At 63.8% G+C, this 21,666-nt stretch carries 20 protein-coding genes; 10 read left to right on the plus strand and 10 right to left on the minus strand.

Features of this window, described 5'->3' with window-relative positions; genetic code table 11:
* Window positions 1–30 precede the first annotated feature (30 nt).
* From ACODS1_RS10255 to ACODS1_RS10270, 4 genes are all read right to left on the minus strand, one after another.
* Complete coding sequence (locus ACODS1_RS10255) at window positions 31–606, minus strand: cob(I)yrinic acid a,c-diamide adenosyltransferase (RefSeq protein WP_489085564.1); 576 nt, start codon at window positions 604–606, stop codon at window positions 31–33.
* Window positions 607–609: 3 nt separating this feature from the next.
* Window positions 610–2,631, minus strand: a complete 2,022-nt coding sequence (locus ACODS1_RS10260; protein WP_489085565.1) for a sensor histidine kinase — start codon at window positions 2,629–2,631, stop codon at window positions 610–612.
* A gap of 66 nt (window positions 2,632–2,697) precedes the next feature.
* Window positions 2,698–3,609, minus strand: a complete 912-nt coding sequence (locus ACODS1_RS10265) for a putative 2-dehydropantoate 2-reductase (protein WP_489085566.1) — start codon at window positions 3,607–3,609, stop codon at window positions 2,698–2,700.
* Window positions 3,606–4,568, minus strand: a complete 963-nt coding sequence (locus tag ACODS1_RS10270; protein ID WP_322980443.1) for a GGDEF domain-containing response regulator — start codon at window positions 4,566–4,568, stop codon at window positions 3,606–3,608. Before ACODS1_RS10270 ends, ACODS1_RS10265 begins: the two co-directional genes overlap by 4 nt.
* Before the next feature lie 141 nt (window positions 4,569–4,709).
* Between ACODS1_RS10270 and ACODS1_RS10275 the strand changes: the two genes are divergently transcribed.
* On the plus strand, window positions 4,710–5,189 hold the full coding sequence (locus ACODS1_RS10275) for a YajQ family cyclic di-GMP-binding protein (RefSeq protein WP_322980442.1): 480 nt from the start codon (window positions 4,710–4,712) through the stop codon (window positions 5,187–5,189).
* Window positions 5,190–5,290: 101 nt separating this feature from the next.
* Complete coding sequence (locus ACODS1_RS10280) at window positions 5,291–6,118, plus strand: mechanosensitive ion channel family protein (protein WP_489085567.1); 828 nt, start codon at window positions 5,291–5,293, stop codon at window positions 6,116–6,118.
* 55 nt (window positions 6,119–6,173) lie between these two features.
* Here ACODS1_RS10280 and ACODS1_RS10285 read toward each other — a convergent pair whose 3' ends face one another.
* Together ACODS1_RS10285 and ACODS1_RS10290 are read right to left on the minus strand one after the other, a co-directional pair.
* Window positions 6,174–7,976: an AmpG family muropeptide MFS transporter gene (locus ACODS1_RS10285; RefSeq protein ID WP_322980440.1), complete on the minus strand. Its 1,803-nt coding sequence runs from the start codon at window positions 7,974–7,976 to the stop codon at window positions 6,174–6,176.
* Window positions 7,977–8,016: 40 nt separating this feature from the next.
* Window positions 8,017–8,379, minus strand: a complete 363-nt coding sequence (locus tag ACODS1_RS10290) for an MGMT family protein (protein WP_489085568.1) — start codon at window positions 8,377–8,379, stop codon at window positions 8,017–8,019.
* 198 nt (window positions 8,380–8,577) lie between these two features.
* Between ACODS1_RS10290 and ACODS1_RS10295 the strand changes: the two genes are divergently transcribed.
* Window positions 8,578–9,591, plus strand: coding sequence for a DUF481 domain-containing protein (locus tag ACODS1_RS10295; protein ID WP_489085569.1), 1,014 nt, complete (start codon window positions 8,578–8,580; stop codon window positions 9,589–9,591).
* A 54-nt stretch (window positions 9,592–9,645) separates the two neighbouring features.
* Here ACODS1_RS10295 and ACODS1_RS10300 read toward each other — a convergent pair whose 3' ends face one another.
* Both ACODS1_RS10300 and upp read right to left on the minus strand, forming a co-directional pair.
* Window positions 9,646–10,902 (minus strand): uracil-xanthine permease family protein, encoded by a 1,257-nt coding sequence (locus ACODS1_RS10300; RefSeq protein ID WP_489085570.1) that lies wholly within the window; start codon window positions 10,900–10,902, stop codon window positions 9,646–9,648.
* 2 nt (window positions 10,903–10,904) lie between these two features.
* Window positions 10,905–11,543: a uracil phosphoribosyltransferase gene (gene upp, locus ACODS1_RS10305; RefSeq protein ID WP_489085571.1), complete on the minus strand. Its 639-nt coding sequence runs from the start codon at window positions 11,541–11,543 to the stop codon at window positions 10,905–10,907.
* A gap of 333 nt (window positions 11,544–11,876) precedes the next feature.
* Here upp and ACODS1_RS10310 point away from each other — a divergent pair, with 333 nt between their 5' ends.
* Window positions 11,877–12,434 (plus strand): hypoxanthine-guanine phosphoribosyltransferase, encoded by a 558-nt coding sequence (locus ACODS1_RS10310; RefSeq protein WP_489085572.1) that lies wholly within the window; start codon window positions 11,877–11,879, stop codon window positions 12,432–12,434.
* A 29-nt stretch (window positions 12,435–12,463) separates the two neighbouring features.
* Here the strand turns inward: ACODS1_RS10310 and dauA are convergent, their stop codons facing one another.
* Complete coding sequence (dauA, locus tag ACODS1_RS10315) at window positions 12,464–14,206, minus strand: C4-dicarboxylic acid transporter DauA (protein ID WP_489085573.1); 1,743 nt, start codon at window positions 14,204–14,206, stop codon at window positions 12,464–12,466.
* Window positions 14,207–14,380: 174 nt separating this feature from the next.
* On the opposite strand from dauA, the gene ACODS1_RS10320 reads away from it, so the two are divergent.
* On the plus strand, window positions 14,381–14,668 hold the full coding sequence (locus ACODS1_RS10320; protein ID WP_489085574.1) for a PA4642 family protein: 288 nt from the start codon (window positions 14,381–14,383) through the stop codon (window positions 14,666–14,668).
* Between the two features lie 119 nt (window positions 14,669–14,787).
* Here the strand turns inward: ACODS1_RS10320 and rpsT are convergent, their stop codons facing one another.
* Window positions 14,788–15,066: a 30S ribosomal protein S20 gene (gene rpsT, locus ACODS1_RS10325; protein ID WP_322980612.1), complete on the minus strand. Its 279-nt coding sequence runs from the start codon at window positions 15,064–15,066 to the stop codon at window positions 14,788–14,790.
* 189 nt (window positions 15,067–15,255) lie between these two features.
* Between rpsT and murJ the strand changes: the two genes are divergently transcribed.
* The 5 genes from murJ to ACODS1_RS10350 all read left to right on the plus strand — a co-directional run bounded on the left by murJ (window position 15,256) and on the right by ACODS1_RS10350 (window position 21,574).
* Complete coding sequence (gene murJ, locus ACODS1_RS10330) at window positions 15,256–16,797, plus strand: murein biosynthesis integral membrane protein MurJ (protein WP_489085575.1); 1,542 nt, start codon at window positions 15,256–15,258, stop codon at window positions 16,795–16,797.
* Window positions 16,798–16,859: 62 nt separating this feature from the next.
* Window positions 16,860–17,810 (plus strand): bifunctional riboflavin kinase/FAD synthetase, encoded by a 951-nt coding sequence (ribF, locus tag ACODS1_RS10335; protein ID WP_489085576.1) that lies wholly within the window; start codon window positions 16,860–16,862, stop codon window positions 17,808–17,810.
* Window positions 17,807–20,641 carry an isoleucine--tRNA ligase gene (ileS, locus tag ACODS1_RS10340; protein WP_489085577.1) on the plus strand — a complete coding sequence of 945 codons (2,835 nt, stop codon included), beginning with the start codon at window positions 17,807–17,809 and terminating at the stop codon, window positions 20,639–20,641. The genes ribF and ileS overlap by 4 nt, the downstream gene beginning before the upstream one ends.
* Window positions 20,634–21,140, plus strand: a complete 507-nt coding sequence (lspA, locus tag ACODS1_RS10345) for a signal peptidase II (RefSeq protein ID WP_489085578.1) — start codon at window positions 20,634–20,636, stop codon at window positions 21,138–21,140. Before ileS ends, lspA begins: the two co-directional genes overlap by 8 nt.
* Complete coding sequence (locus ACODS1_RS10350; protein WP_322980428.1) at window positions 21,137–21,574, plus strand: FKBP-type peptidyl-prolyl cis-trans isomerase; 438 nt, start codon at window positions 21,137–21,139, stop codon at window positions 21,572–21,574. Before lspA ends, ACODS1_RS10350 begins: the two co-directional genes overlap by 4 nt.
* Window positions 21,575–21,666: the final 92 nt, after the last annotated feature.

Raw genomic sequence — 21,666 nt, forward strand, 5'->3', positions numbered from 1 at the left:
CGCGAAAAGCAGCGGTGACGTGATCGCTTGCTACGGCTTGTCCGCAGCCTTCCACAGCACCTCGGCGATGCCCTGGCGCTTGGCGATCAGGCGTGCAGCGACGAACAGCAGGTCGGATAGGCGATTGACGTAGGCCAGGCCTACCGCACGCAACGGTTCGACGGCATTGAGGTGCTGGCAGCGACGCTCGGCGCTGCGGGCAAAGCTGCGGCAGACGTGCGCCTGGGCGATCGATTTCGAGCCGCCGGGCAGAATGAAGTTCTTCAGTGGGCCGACTTCCTCGTTCCAGCGGTCGATCACCTCTTCGAGGCGCTCCACCTCCTGTTTCTGCAAGGCCTGGTACTCGGGCATCGCCAGTTCGCCACCGAGGTCGAACAGGCGGTGCTGGCAGGGGCCGAGCACCTCGATCACTTCCTGCAGGCCCGCGCACTGCGCTGCCACGGCTTCCAGCTCGGCCAGCAACAGGCCCAGTTGGCTGTTGAGGGTGTCCAGTTCGCCGATGGCTTCGATGCGTGGGTGATCCTTGCCCACTCGGCGGCCGTCGGCCAGGCCGGTTTCGCCCTTGTCGCCGGTGCGTGTGTAGATCTTGGTCAGACGGTTACCCATGGTTCAGAGTCCTGCGTGGCTGTCGGGCGTGGTGGTCAGTGGCAGGCGCAGGGTGAAGCAGGTGCCCTGGCCCGCGCGGGAATGCACTTCCATCTGGCCCTTGTGGTTGTTGGTGATGATGAAATACGACACGGCCAGCCCCAGACCGGTGCCCTGGCCGACTTCCTTGGTGGTGAAGAATGGCTCGAAGATGCGCTTGCGCACGGTCTCGCTCATGCCGGTGCCATTGTCCTCGACCTGGATTTCCGCCCAGTGGCCGGCATGGCGCGTGCGCAGGGTGATGCGCCCGGGCTCGCTGCGCTGTTCGTGCTGGTGGATGGCCTGGGCAGCGTTCTTCAGCAGGTTGAGCAGCACCTGCTCCAGCTCGTTGGCGGTCGCGGGCACCGGGCCGAGTTTCTGGTCGAAGTCGCGGACTATCTCCAGGGTCTTGAAGTCGAAACTGTCGGCCAGATCGAAGTCGTTGCCGGCGATCTCCAGGGCCTGGTCGATCAAGGCCGGCAGGTCGCAGGGCACCAGCTCGCGATTGCTGCGGCGGCTGAAGCTGAGCATGTGGCTGACGATCTTGGCGGCGCGCTGACCGGCCTGCTGGATGCCATTGAGCAATTTGGGAATCTCCCGGGCCTGCAGGTACTGATCGATGGCCTGCAGGTCGACGCCGGCCTGCTCGGCCTGCTCCAGGTTTTTCTCCAGTTCCGGTGACAGGCGTCGGCGAATGTTCTGCACGTTGTGCAGGATGGCGCCGAGGGGGTTGTTGATCTCGTGCGCCATGCCGGCAGCCAGGCCGCCGACCGAGAGCATCTTTTCCGACTGCACCATCATCTCTTCCAGGGACAGGCGCTGGGTGATGTCGTCGATGCGGATTACCACGCCGCGCCCGGCTCCGCCCATCAGGGGGTAGAAGGTCAGGGCATAGTGGCGTGGTTCGTCATCCTTGGGCCAGGTGACGCGCTCGATCTTCTCGACCCGCAGCAGCTCGGCCGTGCGTTTGAGCTGGGGCAGGAAGGGCTTGAGCGAGGGGACGGCAAGGAACACCGGCTGGTTCAGGGCCTCGTCCATGGGCGTGCCGGAAAGGGCGCTGGCTTCCTGGTTCCACTGGGTGACGTAGAGCTGCTCGTCGAGGGCGATGAGCGCCGAGGGCATGGAGTCGATGATGCTGTTGAGGTAGTTCTGAAAGCCGGTGAGCTTCTTCTCGATCTTGCTGCGCACCTGCACTTCCAGCTCCAGCTTGCGATTGGAGTGGCGGGTTTCCTCGGCCAGGCTCTGTGCCTGGTCGAAGGCTTGCTGGGCGTCGTCGCGGGCGCGCTTGAGTTGCTGCTCGCGCGCTTCCATGCGCATCAGCATGGTATTGAAGGCGTCGGCCAGGCTGCCGATCTCGTCCTGATTGCCGCGGTTGGCGCGCAACGCATAATTTTCCTCGCGGGTGACCTGGCGCGATAGCTCCTCCAGTCGCCGGATCGGCTTGGTGACCAGGCGGCGGATCTGCCGTGCGACCAACAGCCATAGCACCACGCTGAGCGCGAGGATCGCCAGGCTGGCGGTCAGGGTGCCGGTGTAGAAGGCACCGGGCAGCTCGCTGGAGGCGACCAGCAGCAGCGCGCCAGGGCGGCCGCTGGGGTGCGGCAGTTCGACCAGCAGGTTGGTGCGAAAGGCCGTTTCCCGCCAGCTTTCCAGTTCACCGAGACGTTGCGGCAGGTTCAGCCGTTCGCCGCGTTGCAGTTGCGCCAGGCTTTCGCCATTGCTGTCGTAGATCACTGCGGCGCGCAGCGGTGCGTATTCGTCCAGGCGGCGCAGCACGGCCTGTGCCGAATTTTCCGAATGCAATGCCTCGGCGCTCAGCGCCGGGCTGGCGATCAGCCGGCCGAGGGTGTGCAGCGCCTGTGGCGCCATGCTTTGCTGGGTGATCCAGTAGGCAGCGGTGATGAAGGCCAGATTGGCGACCAGCAGGACGGCACTGAGCAGTACCAGCAGGGCCGCGAGCAATTTGCGGCCGACGGGCAGATTTTCGAGACGCTGGCGCAGAGTCATGGGCACGGGGCGTATGTCGGGCGAAGGGGCAGGTTAGCGCGCCCGTGTCAGCATTGCCATGCCGGGCTAGTCGAGGGGCAGGCCGCGTATGGCCAGATGCTCGAGCAAGCGGCGCTGCACGTCACTGAGGTGCGGCAGCGACAGGCCAAGATCGTTGGCGGCGGCACAGGCGTAGCCCAGCAGGTAGCGAATCTCGGTGCGGCGGCCCTGGCTGACGTCCTGGTACATCGAGGAGTAATTGGCTGCGGTGGCGTCGATCACGCGCAGCACGTCTTCGTGCAGGTGCTCGGCGGCGGCCGCCTGGCCACAGGCCTGGAGCAGCGTGGTGAGTTCGGCGCAGAGGCTGGCGACTTCGCCGGGGTAATCGCGCAGCCCGCCGTTGCGGCAGTCATGCAGCACGGTCAGCGGGTTGATCGCGCAGTTGAGCGCCAATTTGCGCCAGAGCTTGTCGAGGATCTCCGCGCTCCACTGGTGGGGAATGCCGGCTGCCTGCAGGTCGGCCAGCCATTGCGGGGCGGTCGGTCGCAGCGGATCACCCAGCCAGGTGTGCCCGGCTCCGGCGAAGACCACCTGGAAGTCGGCCTGGCGAAAGGCACCTTCGGTGCTCGAGGCATAAACGCAGCGCCTGCCCTGCAAGTGCCGGGCGACGGCGTCCTGGCTGCCGAGGCCGTTCTGCAGCAGTACCACGGTCGCATCCTGAGCGAGGCGCGGTGCCAGGCGTTTGGCTGCATCGAGTGCGTCATAGGCCTTGCTGGCCAGGAGCAGACGCTGGATTGGCGCATCGCTGTCGAGGGTTTCGGCTGCGATGGCGTAGCGCTGTGGTGCACCCTGTTCGATCAGCGTCAGACCGCCGGCTCGCGTGTAGTCGGCCAGGCGTTCCTCGCTGCGCAGGATCAGTCGCACCGGCAGGCCGGCACGAGCCAGGCGGGCCGCCCAGAGCGTGCCCAGGCTGCCAGCGCCGAGGACATGCCAGGTCATGGTTGCGGCAGGCGCAGTGCGGTCACGCGCCCGCTGGCATACGCCTCGGGTAACACACGTTCGGCATGCTGCAGCACCTGTTCGACCTCGATGGGCAGGGCTTTGGCGTCCAGCCCGACCAGGCTGATGCCGGCCTTGAGGCTGATGAAGCCTTCGCTGGTCTTGAATGCCTTGAGGTTGAGGCCGTCATGCAGGCGCTTGAAGCTGCTCGGCGAGCACTCGTGCAGATCCTCGAGCAGGGTGATCAGACCGAAGTGGTGATCGTCCAGGCGCGTCAGCACGTCGAGCGGGCGCACCAACTGCTGCAGGCGGCGGGCGATACCGTGTATCAGCTCGTTGTAGAAACGTTCGCCATGCTTGCTGCGCAGTTCGTTGGCTTCCTGCAGGCCGATCAGCAGGTAGCACAGGGCGCCGCCGCGCGATTCCACCTGGCGCAGGCTGTCAGCCATCTTCTGGCGCAGGTAGCGCGGGTTGCCCAGGCCGGTGAGTGGGTCGACGAGGTTGCGTCGTTCCAGGCTGGCGATGCTCTGGGTGAGCATGCGGTTTTCCTGCAGCAGGCGCTGCAGGGTGTTGCACAGACGGTCGGCTGCGTACACGCGCGGCACCAGCTGCTCGTTCATCGCCGCCTTGCTGATGAAGTCGTCGACGCCGCGGTCGAAGGCTTCGCCCAGCACGTTTTCGCCTTCCTTGCCGGTGAGCAGCATGATGTAGGTGTAGTGATCAGCCATCTCGTCGAGCTGGCGTACCCGGGAGGTCAGCTCCAGGCCGTCGATCTCGGGCATCAGCCAGTCGGCCAGGAGTACGCTGGCTGGGCGTTGTTCGAGTTGCGCCAGCGCCTCCACGGCGCTGCTGGCGAAACGCACGTCCTGATAGCCCGCCTGAGTCAGGGCGCGGCCGATCATGGCGCTGGAAAACTTGGCGTCGTCCACCACCAGGATGCTGAGATGGGGGTTGGGCATGGGGCAGGCTCGCGGGCAGGCAGGAAGAAGGGGGCCAAACGGCAGATAACAGTCTGGGTATAATGAGCCCGCTAAAGTTATCGTCAAGTCAGGCGCGTTCACTCCGTGAAGAGGATCGCGCCGTCCATCAGGAGCTCTCTCATGCCTTCGTTCGACGTGGTGTCGGAACTGGACAAACACGAACTGACCAATGCGGTCGACAACGCCATCAAGGAACTCGACCGCCGTTTCGATCTGCGCGGCAAGTGCAGCATCGAAAGCAAGGACAAGGCGCTGACCTTGACCGCTGAAGCCGAATTCATGCTCGAGCAGATGCTCGACATCGTCCGTAGCAGCCTGATCAAGCGCAAGATCGACTGCCAGTGCATGGAAACCAAGGATCCCTACGCTTCGGGCAAGGTGATGAAGCAGGAGGTCACCTTCCGTGAGGGCATCGACAAGGAGCTGGCGAAGAAGATCGTCGCTCATATCAAGGATGCCAAGCTCAAGGTGCAGGCCGCCATTCAGGGCGAGCAGGTGCGCGTCACCGGCAAGAAACGTGACGACCTGCAGGAAGCGATTGCACTGCTGCGCGGCCATGAATTCGGTATGCCGCTGCAGTACAACAACTTCCGCGATTGAACCTTTGCGGCGCTCGGGCGTCGCAACAAGGCTGATAGCACTTTGACCGCCATGGCCTGCCATGGCGGTTTCGTTTCATGTACGGGAAACAGGAGCAACCCATGGAGATGAACGTCGACGAACTGGTCAAGCTGTCCGAGGCCTGGCTGCCCGTGGTGCTGGAGTACAGCGGCAAGCTGACGCTGGCGCTGATCACCCTGGCGATCGGCTGGTGGCTGATCGGCAAGCTGACCAACAGCATTGGTCGCCTGCTGGAGGTGCGCAAGGTCGACCGCGTCCTGAGCAGTTTCATCGGCAGCCTGGTGAGCATCATCCTGCGCATCCTGCTGCTGATCAGCGTGGCCTCGATGATCGGCGTGGAAACCACCTCCTTCATCGCCATGATCGGTGCCGCCGGTTTGGCCATTGGCCTGGCGTTGCAGGGCAGCCTGGCGAACTTCGCCGGTGGCGTGTTGATCATGCTGTTCCGCCCGTTCCGCGCCGGTGACTGGATCGAGGCGCAGGGTGTATCCGGCAGCGTCGACAGCATCCAGATCTTCCACACCACGCTGAAGACGGCTGACAACAAGGTGGTGATCGTGCCCAATGGTGCGCTCTCCAATGGGCACATCACCAACTATTCGCGTGAATCCACGCGGCGTGCCGAGATCGTCGTGGGGATCGATTATTCCAGCGACATCAAGCGTGCCCGTGAAGTGCTGCTGGATATCGCCAACGACCCGCGCGTGCACCGCGATCCGGCGCCGGTGGTGTTCGTCACCGGGCTGGGTGATAACGCGGTCAATCTGTCGATGCGGGTGTGGGTCAATACTGGCGATTTCTGGCCGGTGACCTTCGAGTTCATCGAGCTGGCCAAGGAGCGCCTGACTGCTGCCGGGATCGGCATTCCCTTCCCGCAGCGTGTGGTGCACATGGCCAAGGCCGACTGAGCGCTGCCCTGATACGCAAGAGCCCCGGCATGTCCGGGGCTCTTTGCATCTGGCCTCAGGCCTTTTCCACTGCGGCGGGTTCGCTGCTCTCGGTCACGCTGGGTGCGTGCAGGTCGCGGCGCCATTGCAGAGCGATCAGCAGCAGGGTGGGCACGCCCATCAGTGCGGTGGCGAGGAAGAAGTGAGCGTAGCCGAGGTGTTCCACCATCACGCCCGAATAACCACCGATCAGTCTGGGTAGCAGCAGCATGATCGAGCTGAGCAGGGCGTACTGGGTGGCGGAGAACTTCAGGTTGGTCAGGCTCGACAGGTAAGCGACGAAGGCCGAGGTGGCCAGGCCGGCGCTGAAGTTGTCGCAACTGATGGTCACCACCAGCATGGGCACGTGCGCGCCCATGCCCACCAGTGCCATGAACATCAGGTTGGTCGCCGCCGATGACAGGGCGCCGACGAAGAGGATCGGCATGATGCCGAAGCGCACGATCAACAGCCCCCCGGCGCCAGCGCCGAGCAGGGTCATCACCAGGCCGAAGACCTTGCTGACGCTGGCGATCTGCTCCTTGGTGAAGCCCTGGTCGATGTAGAAGACGTTGGCCATTACCCCCATCACCGTATCCGACAGGCGATAGGTGGCGATCAGGGTCAGCAGCAGCAATGCCTGCCAGCGGTAGCGCAGGATGAAGTCGTTGACCGGCGTCAGCACTGGCGCCATGCCACCCCAGAACAGGCTGGAGATCGACAGGCCGGTGAGCAGGGTATAAAGCAGGGCGCGCAGGAAGGCGCGGTCGGCATACAGCAATTCCTGCAGGCTGATCTGGCCCTGGAATACCAGGCCCAGGTCGCTTTCGTAGAACTGCGTGAGCATCGCCGGCACCGAGATCAGCAGGATGATCAGCAGCAACACGGAGAGCAGTTGGTGGAAGAAGCCATATTTGGCTGCCGCCGTTTTCAGTACCGGAGCCAGGCCGCCCCAGAACAGCCCCGAGGCGCACACGCAGGCCAGCGTGCTGTAGAGCATGGCACGCAGGAAGGCGCGGTCGTTGTACAGCAGCTCCTGAGCGCTGACGTCACCCATCAGCATCGGCACCAGATCACTCTGGTAGAACTGGATGAACATCGTCGGCACGGAAATCACCAGCACGATCACGGCGAGCAGCGACAGCAACTGGTGGAAGAAGCCGTGCTTGGGCGGTGTGGCATGCAGATGCGGCGGTGCTGGTGGTTCACGCATCCAGATCGAGGTGAGTAACCCTGGCAGCATGAGCAGGGCGAACACCAGGTAGGTGCCGGCCCAGGCACTGAACTGGTAGTCCTTGGCCGTGGAACCGAAGCCCTCAGCGAAGTACAGCGCACCGGCGGTGGCCAGCAGCGCGGCAACCCGATAACCGGTCATGTAGGCCGCCGCCAGTGCCGCCTGATGGGTATCGCCGAGAATTTCCAGGCGGTAGGCGTCGATGGCGATGTCCTGGGTGGCCGAAGCGAAGGCGACCAGCACGGCCAGTGCAATCAGCCAGGACAGCTGCGTCTGCGGATCGAAGTTGGCCATGCCGACCAGACCGACGGCCACCAGGCCTTGCGACAGCACCAGCCAGGAGCGGCGCCGGCCCAGCTTGCCGAGTAGCGGCAGGCGCCACTGGTCGAGCATCGGCGCCCATACCCACTTGAAGGCGTAGGCCAGGCCGATCAGGCTGGCGAAGCCGATGGTCTCGCGGGCCACGCCTGCTTCACGCAGCCAGACCGAGAGGGTGGAGAACACCAGCATGTAGGGCAGGCCGGCAGCGAACCCCAGCAGCAGAAGCGCCAGCGTGGCGGGGTTGGCGTAGGTGGCGAGGGCTTCTCGCCAGGATTTGCGTGGCATCGGCTTCGAATCTGGGGGCTGCGGGTTGATTGCGCGCACTCTAACTGCTGTGCTCCATCGGGCGCCAGCCGTGACGACGCATATCCACACGTTCGTTCAGGATGCTAACGCCCTCGGCACGCAGGCGTGCGCGCTGCTCGGCACCGGACGCAGTGCCCGCCGGCAGGCTGATGCGCCCACCAGCGGCAATCACCCGGTGCCAGGGCAGGCGGCTGCCCTCGGGCAACTGGCTGAGTGTGCGCCCGACCCAGCGTGCTGCGCGGCCCAGGCCGGCCAGGCTGGCCAGTTCGCCATAGCTGATCACCTTGCCAGGCGGAATCTGTGCCAGGGCCAGATAAAGCGCTTCACGTCGGTTATCGAAGGGGACGGTGGCCACGTCCTGGGGCTCTGTCTTTCTATCCATGGGGGCTCTCATTGCACCGCCAAGCTCCATCATGCGTGATCGCCGGGATCATAGCCCGGCGCGCTCAAGGCTGTTGGACAGCACCATCGGGCGGAAAGTGCTGAACTCTGCTGCATCACGTCGGTCAGCTCTTGCTCTGCTGCCGAGCATCCGCATAATGCCCGGCTTTTTGCCCACTCGAGCTGATTATCCACGCTTATGTCGCGCCCAACTTCGTTATCCCTGCTCAGCCTGAGCATCGTTTTGTTCAGCGCCCCCGTACTTGCCGATACCGTCTGGTTGAAGAACGGTGATCGTCTGACTGGCACCATTCGCGTCTTCGACGGCAGCAAGCTGCTGCTGCAGACCGACTATGGCGGCTCGATCCCGCTGGACTGGAAAAAAGTTGCCACGCTGGAAAGTGACCATGAGTTGCTGGTCAAGATGGGCCCGGTCGATGGCGAACGCGCCAAGTCGCTGCTGGCCGCCGAGTCAGGCAAGGTCACCCTGGCCAACGGTGGTGCGCCGAAGACGGTGGAGCTGGCGCAGATCGAGCAGATCATGAAGCCCAAGCCGCTGATCGAAGACTTCGTCTGGAAGGGCAATATCGACCTGGCCATGGACTACAAGCGTGCCGAGCGTGACACCGATGACTACGACGTGGACATCGACACCAAGGCCCGGCATGGCCAATGGCGGCACAACGCTCAGTTCGAGTACAACCGCGAGCTGAAGGACGACGTGGTCAGCACCGACAACTGGTCGACCGAATACGCACTCGACCGCTTCCTCACCGAGAAGCTGTTCTGGCAGGGGCGTCTCGAATACAAGCGTGATCGAGTCGAGGAGCTGGAGCGCCAGCGCACGGTCGGTACCGGTCCGGGTTACCAGTTCTGGGATGACGAGCTGGGCGCATTCTCTGTCGCTACCTTGGCCAACCGCAGCGACTACAGCTTCAGCAACGGTGAGCAGAATCGCTTCTACGAGCTCAGCGTGAAGTGGGATTACAACCGGTATCTGGTAGGCAAGACGGTGGAGCTGTTCAGCTCCGGCGAAGTGGGCAGGCCGCTGAGCGGCGCGGCCGATTTCAGCCTGGATGCCGAGGTAGGCCTGCGCTACAAGGTCACCGATTGGGCCTCGCTGAACATGAAGGCCGAGAAGGACATGGTCAGCGGCGCCGAAGGCGATCTGGACGAGACCCGCTACACCCTTGGCTTCGGTGTCGGCTGGTAAGTTCAGGCTGGCAGTAAAGAAAAAAGCCCGGAATCGCTTCCGGGCTTTTTCGTTTCAGTGCTCTTCCAGGTTCTTGTTGCGCCAACCTTCGCCGCCAGGTAGCAGCAGGTTGAGCACCAGTGCAGCGATGGCGCACAGGGAGATACCCGACAGGGCGAATTCCTTGCCGCCGATCACCATGCCACCGATACCGAACACCAGAGTGATCGAGACGATCACCAGATTGCGCGCCTCGGACAGATCCACCTGATGACGGATCAGGGTGTTGAGGCCGACCACGGCGATGGAGCCGAACAGCAGGCAGAGAATGCCGCCCATTACCGGCACCGGAATGGCCTGCAGCGCCGCACCGAACTTGCCGATGAAGGCCAGGGAGATGGCGAAGATCGCCGCCCAGGTCATTACCTTGGGGTTGAAGCTCTTGGTCAGCATCACCGCGCCGGTGACTTCGGCGTAGGTGGTGTTGGGCGGGCCGCCGAACAGGCCGGCTGCCGAGGTGGCCAGACCGTCGCCGAGCAGGGTGCGGTGCAGGCCAGGCTTGCGCACGAAGTTCTTGCCGGTCACGGTGCCGACCGCAATCACCCCGCCGATGTGTTCGATGGCCGGTGCCAGGGCGACCGGCACCATGTAGAGGATGGCACCGAGGTGGAACTCGGGCAGCATGAAGTTGGGCATGGCCAGCCAGGGCGCTGCGGCGATGCTGCGGGTGTCGATCACCCCGAAGAAGACTGAGAGCAGGCAGCCGACGGCGATACCGGAGAGGATCGGCACCAGGCGGAACAGGCCGCGGCCCATCACCGCCACGAGAACGGTGGTGGCCAGAGCCGGCATGGAGATGAACATGGCGGTCTGGTAGGGCACCAGTTGCGCCGCGCCGTCACCGGTCTTGCCCATGGCCATGTGCACCGCGACCGGCGACAGGGCCAGGCCGATGGAAATCACCACCGGGCCGATCACCACAGGCGGCAGGATGCGATCGATGAAGCCTGGCCCCTTCAGTTTCACGGCCAGGCCCAGGAGCATGTAAACGAAGCCGGCGGCTACCACGCCACCGAGCACCGCCGGCATGCCGAACTCACCCTTGGCGGCGATGATCGGCGCGATGAAGGCGAAGCTCGAGGCCAGGAACACCGGCACCTGGCGGCCAGTCGCCAACTGGAACAGCAGGGTGCCGATGCCAGCGGTGAACAGCGCCACGTTGGGATCCATGCCGGTGATCAGCGGCATCAGCACCAGCGCACCGAAGGCGACGAAGAGCATCTGCGCGCCAGAGAGGATCTGCTTGGGCAGCGGATCGTTGTACTCGTTCATGCTCAGGCGTCCTTCTGCTTGGTGCCGAAGATCTTGTCGCCGGCATCGCCAAGCCCGGGGATGATGTAGCCGTGTTCGTTGAGGCACTGATCGATGGACGCGGTGTAGATGATCACGTCCGGGTGGGCGTCGTTCACCGCCTTGATGCCTTCGGGCGCGGCGACCAGCACCATGGCGCGGATCTCCTTGCAGCCTGCCTTCTTCAGCAGGTCGATGGTGGCGACCATGGAACCGCCGGTGGCCAGCATTGGGTCGATGATCAGCGCCAGGCGCGAGTCGATCTCGGGCGCCAGTTTCTCCAGGTAGGTGTGTGCCTGCAGAGTTTCCTCGTTGCGTGCCACGCCGACCGCACTCACCTTGGCGCCGGGGATCAGGCTGAGCACACCATCGAGCATGCCGATACCGGCACGCAGGATCGGCACCACGGTGATCTTCTTGCCGGCGATCTTTTCGGCCTGCACCGGGCCGGCCCAGCCCTGGATCTCGTAGTGCTCCAGCGGCAGGTCGTTGGTGGCCTCGTAGGTCAGCAGGGCGCCCACTTCCTGAGCCAGCTCACGGAAGTTCTTGGTGCTGATATCGGCACGGCGCATCAGGCCGATTTTGTGACGGATCAGCGGGTGGCGGATCTCGCGGATGGGCATGGGGTGGTCTCTCCGGCTGGCTGAACGTCCGCCCGCACCCCTGCGACGACTCGGCTCTGATGTGAGCGACTGCGCGTCGCGGTCACAGCGGAACCTGAGCCACACCATTGGGCACGGGCGGATTGTGAAAAAATCGCGTTAGATTAAAGCATTGCTCGTGCCAAGTGGTGAGCGATCATGCGCTTGCGCGCTAAATCCTGGGTGCGAAGCTACGCTTGTCCGTCCGGGCTTGTACGAGGCTGCGCGGGTCTGTACCTTTGCCCGTTTTTATCTGACGGCTCGATCAGCTTTTACCTGCTTGCGCCGCCGCCACCAGCCTGAGAGAGAAACGTCATGTCTGCCGATCTCGTGCATATCCGCCAAGTCATGGCGGAAGCCGATTGCCTGTTCACCGAAGCCCAGGTGGAGGCCGCCATCGATCAGGTGGCCGCCCGCATCAATGCCGAACTGGCCGAGCGCAACCCGGTGGTGTTCTGCGTGATGAACGGTGGGCTGATCTTCTCCGGCAAGCTGCTGACCAAGCTGGCTTTCCCGCTGGAGGCCTCCTACCTGCATGCCACGCGTTACCGCAACGAAACCAGCGGTGGCGAGCTGTTCTGGAAGGCCAAGCCGGAAGTCTCCTTCATCGACCGCGACGTGCTGATCATCGACGACATCCTCGACGAAGGGCACACCCTCGGCGCGATCATCGATTTCTGTCACCACGCCGGTGCGCGTGCCGTGCATACGGCGGTGCTGATCGACAAGGAGCACGATCGCAAGGCGCGCCCGGATCTGAAAGCCGACTATGTAGGTCTTTCGTGCATCGACCGTTACATCTTCGGCTACGGCATGGACTACAAGGGCTACTGGCGCAACGCAGCGGGCATCTTTGCGGTCAAGGGGCTGTAAGAGCCCCTCTAGCCTCGGGCGTTAGCGGCTCACGCGCCCGACTCGGATAGCTTCACGGTGCTATCCAGCCAGCGCAGGGCTTTCTCCCGCGCCTGCGGCAGATCACGCACGTAAGCCAGTTGCCCGGCTCGCCGGTGAATGCCGGCGTGGCGCAGTTGCAGCCGTACCTGTGCACTGGGGCCACTGAGGATCAGAGCGATGCCTTGCTGGCGATAGTCGCGCAGCACGTTGTCCAGCGCGGCGATGGCCGTCATGTCCAGCAAGGGCACGGCGCTGATGTCGACGATCACCACCCGAACGCCCGTGCTGAAGCGGCGCAGCACGCTCAGCGCCTTTTCCGCTGCACCGAAGAACAGCGGGCCGCGAATGGTATAGGCCAGCACCGCTTCCGGTAGATCGCGCAATGCCTGGCGTTGCTGGCGATCCAGTGCGGCGGTGTCGGTCAGTTCGCTCATGCGCTTGATGAACAGGCCGGCTGCCAGCAGCAGGCCCACGGCGACGGCCAGCACCATGTCGAACACGACCGTCAGCACCAGGCAGGTAAGCAGCACCAGCACGTCGCCGCGTGGTGCGATGCGCAGAGTATGCAGTACGTGTTTGGGCTCGCTCATGTTCCACGCCACCATCAATAGCAGCGCCGCCAGGGCGGCCATTGGCAGGTAGCTGAACAGCGGCGCGAGCAGCAGGATGGCGGCGAGTACCACGCCGGCATGGACGATCGCAGCCAGCGGCGAGAACGCGCCGGCGCGTACGTTGGCGGCGGTGCGGGCAATGGCGGCAGTGGCGGTGATGCCACCGAACAGCGGGGCGAGCAGGTTGCCCAGGCCCTGGCCGATCAGCTCGGCGTTCGGATCGTGCTTGCTGCCGGTCATGCCATCCGCCACCACGGCGCACAGCAGTGATTCGATGGCGCCGAGCATGGCGATGGCGAATGCCGGGGCGAGCAACTGGCGGATCAGTTCGAATGACAGCTGCAAGGGCTGACCATCGGCGCCCGGCAGATTCCAGGGCAGTGCCAGGGTCGGCAGGAATGGCGGAATGCCGGGATGCTCGATGCCGTCGAGGCTGTAGCTGAAACGCTCGCCGAGGGTCGCCACATGCAAGCCGAAATGTTCCAGCGCCAACGCCAGCAGGGCGCCGAGCGTCAGAGCAATCAGGTGGGCCGGTATCCGCGGCACCAGTCGTGGCCATACCAGCAGGGTGGTCAGCGTGCACAGCGCCACCAGGCTGTCGCCGAGGCTCAGGCTAGGCAGGCCGCGCACCAGCAGCACCAGTGTCTCGGTCAGGTGTTGTGCGCTGCCGGGCAGGGTCAGTCCGAGCAAATCCTTGATCTGCAGGACGGCGATGACGACGCCGATACCGGCGGTGAAACCCAGCGTGACGGGGTAGGGCACGAATTCGATCAGGCGTCCGGCGCGCAGCAGGCCCAGGCTGATGAGAATGAGGCCGGCCATCAAGGTGCACAGCAACAGGCCGCCGAGGCCGTATTGCTGGGTGATCGGTAGCAGGATCACGACGAATGCTGCGGTGGGGCCGGAAATATTGAAGCGCGAGCCGCCGAACAGGGCGATCAGCGGCGCGGCGATCAGTACCGTGTACAGGCCATGCTGCGGGGCGGCGCCGACGGCGATGGCCAGGGCCATGGCCAGCGGAATGGCGATGATGCCGACCGTCAGTCCGGCGCTCAGGTCGCCGCGCAGAGCTTTCCAGGAATAACCGGCGCGCAGGGTCTGGCGCCAGGCGGCAAACAACGGCAATGACAGGCGTGACATGGCGGCTCCCGGTCGGCTGGCCGCCATTATAGGGGCGCCGTCGGTGCGCGTGGTATTGATCTGGGTCGGCTGTGGTGGTTGCAGCACGCCGTATCAGCGTTGGCGGCTGCGCGTTGAGCGTGGCCGGTGGCAGCGTTACACTTGCGCCCCTTTCTACAGATGGCGGAGTGGGCGATGCGTAAAGACAAGAAGCAGGTGATCGGCGAAGAGATCAGCGATGACTCGATCAAGCTGTTCCTCGGCGTGGAACCGGCCGATGCCACGCCACCGTCCCTGCACAAACTGATCAAGGCCTATCGCGGCCTGCGCATCGACGACTTCGAGCGCTTCGTCGGTTTCTTCGTCGAGGCCGGTTATGACCTCTCGGCGTGCGATGCTCAGGGTCATGACTTCATTGCCCTGATTCAGGATCAGCGCAATGCCGAGCCGTACATCGAGGTGATCAAGGCCGCGCGCGGCTGACGCACGCCGGCTGTATCGATGCCCGCGTATCGCAAGAGCGCGGGCATTTTTCCGTGCGTAGATTGCAGGCAATAAAAAACCGGCCACTGGGGCCGGTTTTTCAAGAACCTGCGCGCGGCTTAGGCGGCAGCAGCTTCGCCCAGCGCTTTGATGTGCGCGTTCAGGCGGCTCTTGTGACGAGCGGCTTTGTTCTTGTGGATGATGCCTTTGTCAGCCATGCGGTCGATGACCGGAACGGCAGCGGTGTAGGCAGTCTTGGCAAGCTCGTGGTCTTTGGCAGCAATGGCCTTGACGACGTTCTTGATGTAAGTACGAACCATCGAGCGCAGGCTGGCGTTATGGCTACGGCGCTTCTCAGCCTGTTTGGCGCGTTTTTTGGCAGAAGGTGAGTTGGCCACCGTCAAGCTCCTCGAAAACTGGGGGGTTTACACAAATTAAGGCCGCGAATCATGCCGACATGACTATCGGCTGTCAAGTCCGCGGGCACTTTTCGCCGCTGGCCTGACCAGCGGTGGCTCGATACACTCGACGCTTTTGCGAGCGGGGGATTGTCCACGTTCGCGACCGTCCGGAATAGCCCAACCTTCATGAATTTGCTCAAATCCCTGGCCGCCGTCAGCTCCCTGACCATGCTTTCACGCGTGCTGGGGTTCGTGCGCGACACCATCATCGCCCGTACCTTCGGCGCTGGCGTGGCGTCTGATGCCTTCGTGGTCGCCTTCAAGTTGCCCAACCTGCTGCGCCGTATCTTTGCCGAGGGGGCGTTTTCCCAGGCATTCGTGCCGATCCTGGCCGAATACAAGATGCAGCAGGGCGAGGAGGCGGCGCGTACCTTTGTCGCCTATGTCAGCGGTTTGCTGACCCTGGTGCTGGCGCTGGTCACCGCCTTGGGTGTGCTGGCTGCGCCCTGGATCGTCTGGGCCACGGCGCCCGGCTTTGCCGATGATGCCGAACGCTTCGATCTCACCGCCGACCTGTTGCGGGTGACCTTTCCTTATATATTGCTGATCTCGCTATCCTCGCTGGCTGGGGCGATCCTCAATACCTGGAATCGCTTCTCCGTGCCGGCCTTCGTGCCGACGTTGCTCAACGTCAGCATGATCATCTTCGCGCTGTTCCTCGCGCCTTATTTCGACCCACCGATCATGGCGCTGGGCTGGGCGGTGCTGGTCGGTGGCCTGGCCCAACTGCTCTGGCAACTGCCGCACCTCAAGCGCATTGGCATGCTCGTGCTGCCACGCCTGAACCTGCGCGATAGCGGCGTATGGCGGGTGCTCAAGCAGATGGGGCCGGCGATCTTCGGCGTCTCGGTAAGCCAGATTTCGCTGATCATCAACACCATTTTCGCCTCCTTCCTAGTCGCCGGTTCGGTGTCCTGGATGTACTACGCCGACCGCCTGATGGAGCTGCCTTCCGGCGTGCTCGGCGTGGCCCTTGGGACCATCCTGCTGCCAGCGCTGTCCAAGACCTACGCCAGCCAGAACCGTGACGAATACTGCCGCTTGCTCGACTGGGGGCTGCGTCTGTGCTTTTTGCTGGTGCTGCCCTGCACCCTGGCGCTGGCGATTCTGGCCGAGCCTTTGGTGGTATCGCTGTTCCAGTACGGCAAGTTCGGCGCTGAAGATGCGCTGATGACCCAGCGGGCGTTGGTGGCCTACGCGGTCGGCCTGTTGGCGCTGATCCTGATCAAGATCCTCGCGCCGGGGTTCTACGCTCAGCAGAACATCAAGACGCCTGTGCGCATCGCCATCGTCAGCCTGTTTGCGACTCAGGCGATGAACGCCTGGTTTGTCTTCGGTCTGGAGCTGGCGCATGTTGGGCTGGCGCTGTCGATCAGCCTGGCGGCCTGCCTCAATGCTGGCCTGCTGTACTGGCAGCTGCGCCGTGCTGATATCTTCCGGCCTTTGCCGGGGTGGGGGCTGTTCCTGGCAAAGCTGGTGGTCGCGGTGGTGGTGATGGTCGCGGCGCTGCTGGGCATGCTCCACTTCATGCCGGCCTGGGGCGAGGGTGAGATGCTGGTGCGTCTGCTACGCCTCGGCGCGTTGGTGGCGGTCGGCCTGGTCGCTTATTTCGGCATGCTCCTGCTGCTGGGTTTCCGCCCGCGCGACTTTGCCCGCAAGGCGCTGTGATGCCTGTTGTGCGCGGCGCGCTGTGCGTATAATCGGCCACTTTGTGAACAAGAAGCCTGTGTATGCAGCTGGTTCGAGGTCTTCATAATCTGCAGCCGCCCGAAGGGGGCTGTGTGGTCACCATCGGTAATTTCGACGGCGTTCACCGTGGGCACCAGGCCATCCTGGCGCGTCTGCGCGAGCGTGCCGCCGAGTTGGCCGTGCCCAGCTGCGTGGTGATCTTCGAGCCGCAGCCGCGCGAGTTCTTCGGCCCGGATACAGCACCGGCGCGTCTGACCCGGCTACGCGACAAGCTCGCCTTGTTGGCGGCAGAAGGCGTCGATCTGGTGCTGTGCCTGGCCTTCAATCGCCGTCTACGCGAGTTGTCTGCGGCCGAGTTCGTCCAGCGTGTGCTGGTCGATGGGCTGCGGGTGAAGGATCTGGAAATCGGCGACGATTTTCGCTTCGGCTGCGACCGCGCCGGCGATTTCGAATTTCTCCAGGCGGCTGGCCAGCGCCATGGCTTCAGTGTCGAGGCCTCGACCACCATCGAGGTGCTCGGTGGCCGTGTCAGCAGCACCCGGGTGCGCGAGGCATTGACCGCTGGCGATTTCGAGCTGGCCGAAGCCCTGTTGGGCCGGCCGTTTCGCATCGCCGGGCGTGTGCTGCATGGGCAGAAGCTGGGTCGTCAGCTCAATGCGCCCACCGCCAACATCCAGCTCAAGCGGCGCAAGGTGCCGTTGACCGGGGTTTATCTGGTGAGCTGCGTAATCGATGGCGTGATTCAACCAGGCGTCGCCAATATTGGCGTGCGTCCCAGCGTTGCCGGTGACGGCAGCGCCCATCTGGAAGTGCACCTTCTGGATTTTGCCGGCGACCTCTATGGCCGGCGTCTCTCGGTGGCTTTCCACCACAAGCTGCGTGATGAGCAGCGTTTCGCCTCGCTGGAGGCCTTGAAGGCGGCGATTGCCGCCGATATCGCCGCTGCCCGTGAATATTGGCAGAGCCACCCGCTGATGAAGAGCCCGAAATGACCGACTACAAAGCCACGCTGAACCTGCCCGATACCCAGTTCCCGATGAAGGCCGGCCTGCCGCAACGCGAGCCGCAGACCCTGCAGCGCTGGAACGAGATTGGTCTGTATAGCAAGCTGCGCAAGATTGGCGAAAGTCGGCCGAAGTTCGTCCTGCACGACGGCCCGCCCTATGCCAACGGCAGCATTCACATCGGTCATGCGCTGAACAAGATTCTCAAGGACATCATCACCCGCTCCAAGACCATGGCCGGCTTCGACGCGCCGTACGTACCGGGCTGGGACTGCCATGGCCTGCCGATCGAGCACAAGGTCGAGACTACCTTCGGCAAGAACCAGCCGGCGGATCTGACTCGTGAACGCTGTCGTACCTATGCCGCCGAGCAGGTCGAGGAGCAGAAGGCCAACTTCATCCGCCTCGGTGTGCTGGGCGACTGGGAAAACCCCTACCTGACCATGAACTTCGCCAACGAGGCCGGTGAGATCCGCGCGCTGGCGGAAATGGTCAAGAACGGTTTCGTGTTCAAGGGCCTCAAGCCGGTCAACTTCTGCTTTGACTGCGGCTCGGCGCTGGCCGAGGCCGAGGTCGAGTACCAGGACAAGAAATCCGAAGCCATCGACGTGGCCTTCCCGGTCGCGGACGCCGACAAGCTGGCCGCCGCCTTCGGCCTGGCCAGCCTGAGCAAGCCGACGGCCATCGTCATCTGGACCACCACGCCCTGGACCATTCCGGCCAACCAGGCGTTGAACGTGCATCCCGAGTTCACCTACGCGCTGGTGGACGTGGGTGATCGCCTGCTGCTGCTGGCCGAGGAAATGGTCGAAAGCTGCATGAAACGCTACGACCTGCAAGGGCAGGTGGTCGCCACCGCGCCGGGCGCGGCGCTGGAGCTGATCAACTTCCGTCATCCGTTCTATGACCGCCTGTCGCCGCTGTACCTGGCCGACTACGTCGAGCTGGGTGCTGGCACCGGCATCGTTCACTCGGCGCCGGCCTATGGTGAGGACGACTTCCATAGCTGCAAGCGCTACGGCATGAGCAACGACGAGATCCTTAACCCGGTGCAGAGCAACGGTGTGTACGTCGACTCGTTGCCGTTCTTCGGCGGCCAGTTCATCTGGAAGGCCAACTCGGCCATCGTTGCCAAGCTCGAAGAGGTCGGCGCGCTGCTCAAGCACGAGACCATCAGCCACAGCTACATGCATTGCTGGCGCCACAAGACGCCGCTGATCTACCGCGCCACCGCGCAGTGGTTCGTCGGCATGGACAGCCAGCCGAAGGAAGGCGGCACCCTGCGTGAGCGCTCCCTGGCGGCCATCGAGCAGACCAAGTTCGTCCCGGCCTGGGGCCAGGCGCGTCTGCACAGCATGATCGCCGGCCGTCCGGACTGGTGCATCTCGCGTCAGCGCAACTGGGGCGTGCCGATCCCGTTCTTCACTCACAAGGAAAGCGGCGAGCTGCACCCGCGCACCGTCGAACTGATGGAAGAGGTCGCCAAGCGCGTCGAGCAGGAGGGCATCGAGGCCTGGTTCAAGCTCGATGCCACCGAGCTGCTGGGCGTCGAGGCCGATCAGTACGACAAGAGCCGCGACACCCTGGACGTGTGGTTCGACTCCGGTACCACGCATTGGCACGTGCTGCGTGGCTCCCACGCCGAGCTGGCGCATGCTCAAGGCCCGGTTGCCGACCTCTACCTGGAAGGCTCCGACCAGCACCGTGGCTGGTTCCATTCCTCGCTGCTGACCGGCTGCGCCATCGACGGCCACGCGCCGTACAAGGAACTGCTGACCCACGGTTTCACCGTCGACGAGCAGGGCCGCAAGCAGTCCAAGTCGCTCGGCAACGTGGTCGCGCCGCAGAAGGTGATCGATAGCATGGGCGCCGACATCCTGCGCCTGTGGGTGGCCTCGACCGACTATTCCGGCGAGATGGCCGTCTCCGACCAGATCCTGCAGCGCAGCGCCGATGCCTACCGCCGCATCCGCAACACCGCACGTTTCATGCTGGCCAACCTCAATGGTTTCGACCCGGCCAAGGATCTGCTGCAGCCCGAGCAGATGCTCGATCTCGATCGCTGGGCGGTGGATGCCACCGCGCGCCTGCAGGACGAGCTGACCGAGGCCTACAGCGAATACCGCTTCTGGAACGTCTACTCCAAGGTGCACAACTTCTGCGTGCAGGAACTGGGTGGCTTCTACCTGGACATCATCAAGGATCGTCAGTACACCACGGCGGCCGACAGCGTGGCGCGTCGCTCCTGCCAGAGCGCGTTGTTCCACATCTGCGAGGCGCTGGTGCGCTGGGTGGCGCCGATCCTGGCGTTCACCGCCGAGGAAATCTGGCAGTTCCTGCCGGGTGAGCGCGCCGAGTCGGTGATGTTGGCCACCTGGTACGAGAACCTGGCGCGTCTGCCGCAAGGATTCGAGCTGGACAACGCCTATTGGGAGCGCGTCATGGCGGTCAAGGGCGCGGTCAACAAGGAGCTGGAAGCCATGCGCGCAAGCAAGGCCATCGGCGCCAGCCTGCAGGCTGAAGTCACCCTGTTCAGTGATGACACCTTGAGCGGCGATCTGGCCAAGCTCGGCGACGAGCTGCGCTTCGCGCTGATCACCTCGGCCGCTGCCACCGCGCCGTTGGCGGATGCGCCGGCCGATGCCGTCGTCACCGAGGTGCCGGGGCTGAAGCTGAAGATCGTCAAGTCCGTGCACGCCAAGTGTGGCCGTTGCTGGCACCTGCGCGCCGACGTCGGTAGCCACGCCGAGCATCCGGAACTCTGCAGCCGTTGCGTGAGCAACATTGAAGGCGAAGGTGAGGTGCGCAAGCATGCCTGACGCCCGTTTCGGCAAACTGCCCTGGCTGCTGCTCAGCGTGCTGATTCTGATCGGCGACCGGCTGACCAAGGATTTCTTCGAGGGCAGCCTGAGCATGTACCAGCAGATCGTGGTCATTCCGGACTACTTCAGCTGGACGCTGGCCTACAACACCGGTGCGGCGTTCAGCTTCCTGGCCGACGCTGCCGGCTGGCAGCGCTGGTTCTTCGCCGGTATCGCCGTCGTCGTCAGCGTCGTGCTGGTGGTTTGGCTCAAGCGCCTCAAGCGCAACGAGACCTTGCTGGCTGTGGCGCTGACCATGGTGCTGGGCGGCGCGCTGGGCAACCTGTATGACCGCGTGGTGCTGGGCCACGTGGTCGATTTCATCCTGGTGCACTGGCAGAACCGCTGGTACTTCCCGGCGTTCAACCTGGCCGACACCTTCATCACCATCGGTGCCATCCTGCTGGCACTGGATATGTTCAAGAGCGACAAGTCGGCGAAGGAGGCTACGCAATGACAGATGTACGCATTGGCCCGGATCGGGAAGTGACCCTGCACTTCGCCCTCAAGCTGGAAAGCGGCGACGTGGTCGACAGCACCTTCGATAAGCAGCCGGCGACCTTCAAGGTCGGTGACGGCAACCTGCTGCCGGGTTTCGAGCAAGCGTTGTATGGTTTCAAGGCGGGTGACAAGCGCAGTGTGCAGGTGCAGCCGGAGCAGGGCTTCGGCCAGCCTAACCCGCAGAACGTGCAGATCATGCCGCGTAGCCAGTTCGAGGACATGGAGCTTTCCGAGGGGCTGCTGGTGATCTTCAACGATGCCGCCAACACCGAGTTGCCGGGTGTGGTCAAAGCCTTCGACGACAAGCAGGTGACCATCGACTTCAATCATCCGTTGGCCGGTAAGGTGCTGCAGTTCGACGTGGAAATCATCGAGGTCAAAGCGCTCTAACCAGTAGTGCTGACCCTGTAGGAGCGGCTTTAGCCGCGAGCTCTTCTTGCAGCCTGCACTGATCCCGCGCAGGCTGTATCTTTCGGGATCGA

It is taken from the genome of Pseudomonas sp. FG29 (genome assembly GCF_057809355.1).

Excerpts from the sequence above, each read along its gene's own strand:
- ACODS1_RS10255 (WP_489085564.1), bottom strand. The coding sequence starts at position 606 with ATGGGTAACCGTCTGACCAAGATCTACACACGCACCGGCGACAAGGGC.
- ACODS1_RS10260 (WP_489085565.1), bottom strand. The coding sequence starts at position 2,631 with ATGACTCTGCGCCAGCGTCTCGAAAATCTGCCCGTCGGCCGCAAATTG.
- ACODS1_RS10320 (WP_489085574.1), top strand. The coding sequence starts at position 14,381 with ATGCGTAAAGACAAGAAGCAGGTGATCGGCGAAGAGATCAGCGATGAC.
- upp (WP_489085571.1), bottom strand. The coding sequence starts at position 11,543 with ATGCCCATCCGCGAGATCCGCCACCCGCTGATCCGTCACAAAATCGGC.
- ACODS1_RS10275 (WP_322980442.1), top strand. The coding sequence starts at position 4,710 with ATGCCTTCGTTCGACGTGGTGTCGGAACTGGACAAACACGAACTGACC.
- murJ (WP_489085575.1), top strand. The coding sequence starts at position 15,256 with ATGAATTTGCTCAAATCCCTGGCCGCCGTCAGCTCCCTGACCATGCTT.
- ACODS1_RS10265 (WP_489085566.1), bottom strand. The coding sequence starts at position 3,609 with ATGACCTGGCATGTCCTCGGCGCTGGCAGCCTGGGCACGCTCTGGGCG.
- ACODS1_RS10295 (WP_489085569.1), top strand. The coding sequence starts at position 8,578 with ATGTCGCGCCCAACTTCGTTATCCCTGCTCAGCCTGAGCATCGTTTTG.
- ACODS1_RS10350 (WP_322980428.1), top strand. The coding sequence starts at position 21,137 with ATGACAGATGTACGCATTGGCCCGGATCGGGAAGTGACCCTGCACTTC.
- ribF (WP_489085576.1), top strand. The coding sequence starts at position 16,860 with ATGCAGCTGGTTCGAGGTCTTCATAATCTGCAGCCGCCCGAAGGGGGC.
- ACODS1_RS10300 (WP_489085570.1), bottom strand. The coding sequence starts at position 10,902 with ATGAACGAGTACAACGATCCGCTGCCCAAGCAGATCCTCTCTGGCGCG.
- ACODS1_RS10280 (WP_489085567.1), top strand. The coding sequence starts at position 5,291 with ATGGAGATGAACGTCGACGAACTGGTCAAGCTGTCCGAGGCCTGGCTG.
- ACODS1_RS10310 (WP_489085572.1), top strand. The coding sequence starts at position 11,877 with ATGTCTGCCGATCTCGTGCATATCCGCCAAGTCATGGCGGAAGCCGAT.
- ACODS1_RS10285 (WP_322980440.1), bottom strand. The coding sequence starts at position 7,976 with ATGCCACGCAAATCCTGGCGAGAAGCCCTCGCCACCTACGCCAACCCC.
- lspA (WP_489085578.1), top strand. The coding sequence starts at position 20,634 with ATGCCTGACGCCCGTTTCGGCAAACTGCCCTGGCTGCTGCTCAGCGTG.
- ACODS1_RS10290 (WP_489085568.1), bottom strand. The coding sequence starts at position 8,379 with ATGGATAGAAAGACAGAGCCCCAGGACGTGGCCACCGTCCCCTTCGAT.
- dauA (WP_489085573.1), bottom strand. The coding sequence starts at position 14,206 with ATGTCACGCCTGTCATTGCCGTTGTTTGCCGCCTGGCGCCAGACCCTG.
- ileS (WP_489085577.1), top strand. The coding sequence starts at position 17,807 with ATGACCGACTACAAAGCCACGCTGAACCTGCCCGATACCCAGTTCCCG.
- ACODS1_RS10270 (WP_322980443.1), bottom strand. The coding sequence starts at position 4,568 with ATGCCCAACCCCCATCTCAGCATCCTGGTGGTGGACGACGCCAAGTTT.